This is a genomic window from Pseudoalteromonas sp. S1609, assembly GCF_005887255.1.
In the GTDB taxonomy this organism is placed as follows: Bacteria; Pseudomonadota; Gammaproteobacteria; order Enterobacterales; family Alteromonadaceae; genus Pseudoalteromonas.
Genome location: NZ_PNDJ01000031.1, coordinates 1 through 6,147, shown reverse-complemented (window position 1 = coordinate 6,147; position 6,147 = coordinate 1). Strand labels below are relative to the sequence as shown.

Here is a 6,147-nt window from a genome sequence, read left to right as displayed (position 1 = left end):
GCAGCTCGAAGTCCGTTGTCTTCTCATTTACTCTCATTCGCTTCTCTGTGTTCAAATAGCTTTTAGTGAATTATGCACAAAGAGGGCTATGAGGCGCTGCGCTGAAAGAGTAGGTTAAAGGATAAAGGTTTCAGATTTTAGCACTAGCTCGCGCCTCGCAGCCCGTTGCCCGCAGCTCGTAACTTTCAAATAATAAAAAAAGGAGCATTGCTGCTCCTTTTTAAATACTACTCAGGTTTATTTAATATCAAACCTATCGGCGTTCATTACTTTTACCCATGCATTTATAAAGTCGTGTACAAAACGGGTTTTGTTATCGTCTTGAGCATAAAACTCTGCCAATGCACGTAAAATTGAGTTTGAACCAAACACTAAATCAACCCGCGTAGCCGTGTACTTGGTTTTACCGCTTGCGCGCTCAACTATATTGTACTCGCCTTTACTTGCAGGTTCCCAGCGGTTGTTCATGTCGGTTAAATTAACAAAGAAGTCGTTACTCAGTACGCCTACGTTTTCTGTAAATACGCCATGCTCACTATTGCCATAGTTAGTGCCCAGTACGCGCATACCAGCTAGTAACACGCTCATTTCTGGCGCGGTTAAGCCCATTAATTGGCTGCGCTCCAGTAATAGCTCCTCGGCGGGTACAGCGTAGTCTTTTTTCAACCAGTTTCTAAAGCCATCATGAATTGGCTCTAATGGCTCAAATGACTCTGCGTCGGTCATATCATCAGTTGCATCGCCACGCCCTGGGGCAAATGGTACGGTTACATCAACCCCGGCCTTTTTAGCGGCTTGCTCTACTGCAGCGGTGCCGCCAAGTACAATTAAATCAGCCATACTAACAGGCTTAGTTAAGCTCGCTTGCAGTGTTTCAAGTGCGCTAAGTACCTTGGCTAAACGCGCAGGTTCGTTACCTTGCCAGTTATTTTGCGGAGCTAGGCGAATACGGGCGCCATTAGCACCACCACGGTGATCGGAGCCTCTATAAGTACGTGCACTGTCCCATGCGGTATTAATTAAGTCGGTTTCACTTAATCCACAATTGAGTAGCTTCGCTTTTAAGTCGGTTATTTCAGCGTCGCTTAAGGTGTAATCAACCGTTGGAATTGGATCTTGCCAGATTAAATCTTCGCTTGGTACATCGGCACCTAAATAGCGCGATTTTGGCCCTAAATCACGGTGGGTTAACTTAAACCATGCGCGAGCAAATACGTCAGTAAAGTACTCAAAATCGTCATTAAAACGCTCAATAATTTTACGATATGCGGGATCGAGCTTCATTGCCATGTCGGCATCGGTCATTATTGGGTTTAAACGAATTGATGAGTCTTCCACATCAACGGGTTTATCTTCTTCTTTAATATTAACCGGCTCCCACTGATGAGCACCGGCAGGGCTTTTTGTTAACTCCCATTCGTAATTGAGTAACAATTTACAATAGCCGTTATCCCATTTAGTTGGGTAGGTTGTCCATGCGCCCTCAATACCTGAGGTCATGGTATCGCGGCCAATGCCACGAGTTTTATGGTTATTCCAACCAAGGCCTTGCTCGTGCACGTCGGCAGCTTCTGGCTCTGGGCCTAAGTTTTCTTCTTTACCATTACCGTGAGTTTTACCTACAGTGTGGCCACCAACGGTGAGTGCTGCGGTTTCTTCGTCGTTCATGGCCATGCGGGCGAAGGTTTCACGGACTTGATCCGCGGTTTTAAGCGGATCGGGCTTGCCATTAACCCCTTCTGGGTTTACATAAATTAAGCCCATTTGTACTGCTGCTAATGGGTTTTCCATGGTATCGGGTTTATCAACCTGGGTATAACGCTCATCACTAGGCGCAAGCCATTCTTTTTCTGCGCCCCAGTAAACGTCTTTTTCTGGGTGCCAAATATCTTCTCGTCCGCCAGCAAAGCCAAAGGTTTTAAGTCCCATTGATTCATACGCCATATTACCGGCTAAAATCATCAGATCAGCCCATGAAAGCTTATTGCCGTATTTCTTTTTAATTGGCCACAGCAAACGGCGAGCTTTGTCGAGGTTAGCATTATCAGGCCATGAGTTAAGTGGAGCAAAACGTTGATTACCCGTACCGCCACCGCCTCGGCCATCCGCTAAACGATACGAGCCCGCAGCATGCCACGCCATACGGATCATCAGGCCACCATAGTGCCCCCAATCGGCTGGCCACCAAGGTTGGCTTTGAGTCATTAAATTTTTTAGGTCGGTTTTAAGTGCCTCTAAGTCGAGTGAATTAAAAGCGTCGGCGTAATTAAAGTCGCTATCGTAGGGGGTCGTTTTACTATCGTGCTGATGAAGGATGTCTAAATTCAGTGAATTTGGCCACCAATCTGTATTGGTGTTTTCAGTTGTGGTATTACTGCCATGCATAACTGGGCATTTACCCGCTTTATGATTATCCATATTGAGCTCCTTTTTAAATATAAATAAAAACGCCCATGCTTACTGCTTTTGGCATTCACCAATTGGGAGCGCTGTTATTTTTTTGCCATTATATTAATGACGTGTACGGTCTCTGCTTATTCAATATACGTGTAGCGGCTTTGATACGCTAGCGCAAGACGATGCTTTAAAACGATTACAATCATTTATAAATATGATGGTGCTGCCAGTTGTGTGCTTAATATTAAAACTTTTTATAAAATAGATGATCGTTATTAAAAATAGCCACGTAATGTATGCTGAAGGGTTTGAAAGTGACTTAGGTTATCTTAAGTGCACAGTGGAATACCCCCCTTCGCCATGAAATTATAGTTATAAAAGGTGTATAAATTATTTATGCACCTTTATTTCTTCCCCATTTTTAACTATTTGAATTTAGTTAAGTAAAAATTCAGGTAGTGACACATACACTAGGCCTTATCTCCTATTGTTCCCTGAGATGTTGATGTAGTTTTTTCCAGCCCACCTTGGGCTGGTTTTTTTTGCCTATAATTACTGCCACCCAAGTTAATACCAGCTTCCCTATACTCACCCTAGTACCAATGATGTGCGCATGTTAAAGTTAGCGAAGCGATTAATTAATTTTTTAACTAGGCATATCAATGCGTTTTTATTTTTTACTATTTATTGTTTTTATAGGTGCTTCATCTGCAGTGCAAGCTGCTGATAAAAACACCGCGACCTTGGATGAGCAACAGCAACGTGAATTAGCGCAGCTAAAAGAGCCAATGTATAAGCCATTACTTGAGCGTTATATTCTCGACGAATTAAAGTCGGTACGCCAAGATCAACAAAAACTGCGTGAAGACTTAACCAAACAGGTCACTCATGCTCAGTTAGATACCGCTGATAGGGCGCTAACTTACACAACCGACACGATTAACAATGTATTTTTTATTATCACCGCCACCGCTTCTATTTTAGTATTGGTGGGCTGGAATTCACTACGTGATGTAAAAAATAAAGTAGAAGATATAGTAAATACACGAGTTAGTGTGATTACTGACGAGTACGAAGACCGCTTGAAAATTTTAGAAGAGAAACTGCGTGTACGCTCTGAAGAAATACTCAGTAACCAAGAACGTATATCGATCACCAACGAAGTTCATTCGTTATGGATGCGAGCCAACCTAGAAAGTGATATTGCCAATAAAATTGAAATATTCGATGAGATTTTAAAACGTAAACCAGAAGATGTAGAAGCCATTGCCTATAAAGCGGATGCGTTATTAGAGCTAAATGAGACTGAGCAAGCTATTGAGCTTTGTAATCAAGCTATTGATATAGATAGTGATTATGGTTACGCCTATTGGCAAAGAGCCTGTGCGTATGCTTTAACCCATGAGCATGCAGATGCTCTAGCTGATATAAAAATGTCGCTTGAGTACTCGCCTAATTTGCGAAACGAGCTACTTCACGAAAGTGCTTTTGCCAGCCTACATGATAACGAAAGCTTTAATGCTATTGTTTCAAATGAAGCCTAGCGTTTAAAGTATAAATCTATTGATTTAGAGAGCAGCTCGTCGAGCTGCTCTTCAAAGTCTTCTATGTCAATTTCAAAATGATTTAAGTACGCTTTAGCCTGCACCTGAGATAAATTGCGGTTTTTAACGCTATATTGGCGCTCATCTTTTTGCTTGTCGTATCGGGGTAAAAATAATAACTGCGCATAATAAGGCGATTTAATGTGTTTGTTCGCAAAGCGACAAAAGTCTTCAATGTGGTCTACGCCTTCTGGGCCTAAACAGCCTGGCTCTACTCGATACATTACGCGAATTTTTTTCTCGTCACTTAGCTGCATAATTAATAATTACCTAAAAAATAAAACCCTAACCACTTTACCATCTTTGATCTGATAACTTGAAATAAGCTCTGAACGTTTATCTATAACGTTCGCATCCGTTGAGCAGGTTTCTGATAGCTCATGGTCTATTACAATGTCACCATGCACAATACGCTTAATTGGTGATGAGTGCAGACACTTAAGTTTTTTAAACATAATGCCATAACGTGCTATTAGTTTTTCTTTGCCTTTAAATAATAGCTCATTCGGGAAAATATAAAACTCAACATCTTCATCATACATGCGAATAAATTCTTCAATGTTACGCGCATTGTAAGCGTTTACTAATTGCTCAACAACAGCCAGTGACTCGCGAGACTGTTTTGCTTTGGCTTGTTGCCTTGCTGTGAGTGCTTCTTTTGCTTGTGTTACTGCTTGCTCAGCTTGCGCAACAGCCTGTGCTTTATCAGCTTTACTATTAGGCTGCTGTGCGGGCTTTGTTGATTCACTGCCCAGTACTTGAGAGTCATCTGCTTTTACTTTCTCAACAACCGGCTTTTTTGGTGTATTAGCCTCTTGGCTTAATGTATCAAGCGCATCTTGTTGCTGCGGTGCGTTTTTTTGCTGTGTTTGTTTAGTCTCGTCCAGCTGTGTTGATTGCTCTATAGCATGACTATTTAACGTGAAAGCGGCCAATAAACAGGCACAAATAATAAATAAAGATTTCATGGATTTCCTAAGTACAAAGACTAAATGCAATTAAAGCGCAACATAGCAAATTTTAGGCCTCTGAGATAGTTATTATAACGTTATAACTCACTACCAATACTGCTCAACAGTGATATGCCCCGGCTCTTTTCGGCGATTACGCTTATAGTTTTGAGCCAATAATAATTCTGTGGTGTCTTTAACCATTTGCGGATTACCACACAACATAAATTGCGCGTTATTTGGTGTGGCGCATAATCCAACGTGCTCATATAAAGCGTTGTTTTCAATCACTGTGGTAATTCTACCAGCTAAGCCCTGTAAAGGCGCCTCACGGCTAACAACCGGAATATAGTTGAGTTGACTAGGGTATAATCTTTTTAGTTTGCCAATAAGCTCCTGATAGCTTAAATCGCTATTTTTCCGTACCCCATGCACTAAATTTATGTGTTGATATTTTTGCCATACTTCGCTCTGCTGTAGCATTGATAAAAATGGCCCAATTGCTGTGCCTGTACTCAGCATCCACAATTGCTCACTTGCTGGCACTTCATCTAGAGTAAAAAAACCAGTTGCTCGGCGCTCTATTAATACGGTGTCACCTGGTTTGAGAGTGGCTAAATGAGAGGATAGTAAACCATCAACCACGTTAATGAGGTAAAACTCTAAATCAGGACTTTGAGGGGCGTTAACATAAGAGTAGGCGCGAGCGATACGTTTATCACCGTCCATAATAGAAAGCTTTGTAAATTGCCCTGCTTTAAACGGCTCTACATCAGCGTGAACGGTTATGCTAAATAACGATTCATTCCACCATTTGACTGACTTTACTGTCGCATCAATCCAATTAGACATAGTTACTCCAGAGTTTAAAACGTGTTTTAGCTATCAGCTAAAACTTTAAAATTGTTCATTTTAAAGGCAAGCTTTATAACTTAAACATTAGCATTAAGTTATAAATACTGACAGGGAAATAAATGGGAACACAACGGGCTTCGGGCTACGGGCTACGAGTTTCGAGTATCGAGCAACGAGCTAGTGCTAAAACCTGAGATCTTTAATCTACTCTTTCAGCGCAGCGTCTCTTTGCCCTCTTTGTGAATAATGACCTTGCGCGGCATAAAGCTCCGCCTACAGTAAATTTAGAAGTTAACCATATCAGTAGGCGGGAGTTTACCTCGCGCATTTTTGTTTGACAT

At 41.6% G+C, this 6,147-nt stretch carries 5 protein-coding genes; 1 reads left to right on the top strand and 4 read right to left on the bottom strand.

Annotation, left to right across the window (positions count from 1 at the left end):
- Nucleotides 1-237: 237 nt before the first annotated feature.
- Entirely contained in the window at nucleotides 238-2,418 is a 2,181-nt protein-coding gene (katG, locus tag CWB76_RS09090; RefSeq protein WP_138606996.1) for a catalase/peroxidase HPI, read from the bottom strand.
- A gap of 641 nt (nucleotides 2,419-3,059) precedes the next feature.
- On the opposite strand from katG, the gene CWB76_RS09085 reads away from it, so the two are divergent.
- Nucleotides 3,060-3,941 carry a tetratricopeptide repeat protein gene (locus CWB76_RS09085; RefSeq protein WP_138606994.1) on the top strand — a complete coding sequence of 294 codons (882 nt, stop codon included), beginning with the start codon at nucleotides 3,060-3,062 and terminating at the stop codon, nucleotides 3,939-3,941.
- Here CWB76_RS09085 and CWB76_RS09080 read toward each other — a convergent pair.
- The 3 genes from CWB76_RS09080 to CWB76_RS09070 form a co-directional block, all read right to left on the bottom strand.
- Nucleotides 3,938-4,258: a hypothetical protein gene (locus tag CWB76_RS09080; protein ID WP_138606992.1), complete on the bottom strand. Its 321-nt coding sequence runs from the start codon at nucleotides 4,256-4,258 to the stop codon at nucleotides 3,938-3,940. The two genes, CWB76_RS09085 and CWB76_RS09080, sit on opposite strands and share 4 nt — an antisense overlap.
- A 9-nt stretch (nucleotides 4,259-4,267) precedes the next feature.
- On the bottom strand, nucleotides 4,268-4,969 hold the full coding sequence (locus CWB76_RS09075; RefSeq protein WP_138606990.1) for a nuclear transport factor 2 family protein: 702 nt from the start codon (nucleotides 4,967-4,969) through the stop codon (nucleotides 4,268-4,270).
- A 90-nt stretch (nucleotides 4,970-5,059) separates the two neighbouring features.
- Nucleotides 5,060-5,803 (bottom strand): ferredoxin--NADP reductase, encoded by a 744-nt coding sequence (locus CWB76_RS09070; RefSeq protein ID WP_138606988.1) that lies wholly within the window; start codon nucleotides 5,801-5,803, stop codon nucleotides 5,060-5,062.
- Nucleotides 5,804-6,147: the final 344 nt, after the last annotated feature.

Coding starts and splice junctions, on each gene's coding strand:
- CWB76_RS09075 (WP_138606990.1), bottom strand. CDS start 4,969: ATGAAATCTTTATTTATTATTTGTGCCTGTTTATTGGCCGCTTTCACG.
- CWB76_RS09080 (WP_138606992.1), bottom strand. CDS start 4,258: ATGCAGCTAAGTGACGAGAAAAAAATTCGCGTAATGTATCGAGTAGAG.
- CWB76_RS09085 (WP_138606994.1), top strand. CDS start 3,060: ATGCGTTTTTATTTTTTACTATTTATTGTTTTTATAGGTGCTTCATCT.
- katG (WP_138606996.1), bottom strand. CDS start 2,418: ATGGATAATCATAAAGCGGGTAAATGCCCAGTTATGCATGGCAGTAAT.
- CWB76_RS09070 (WP_138606988.1), bottom strand. CDS start 5,803: ATGTCTAATTGGATTGATGCGACAGTAAAGTCAGTCAAATGGTGGAAT.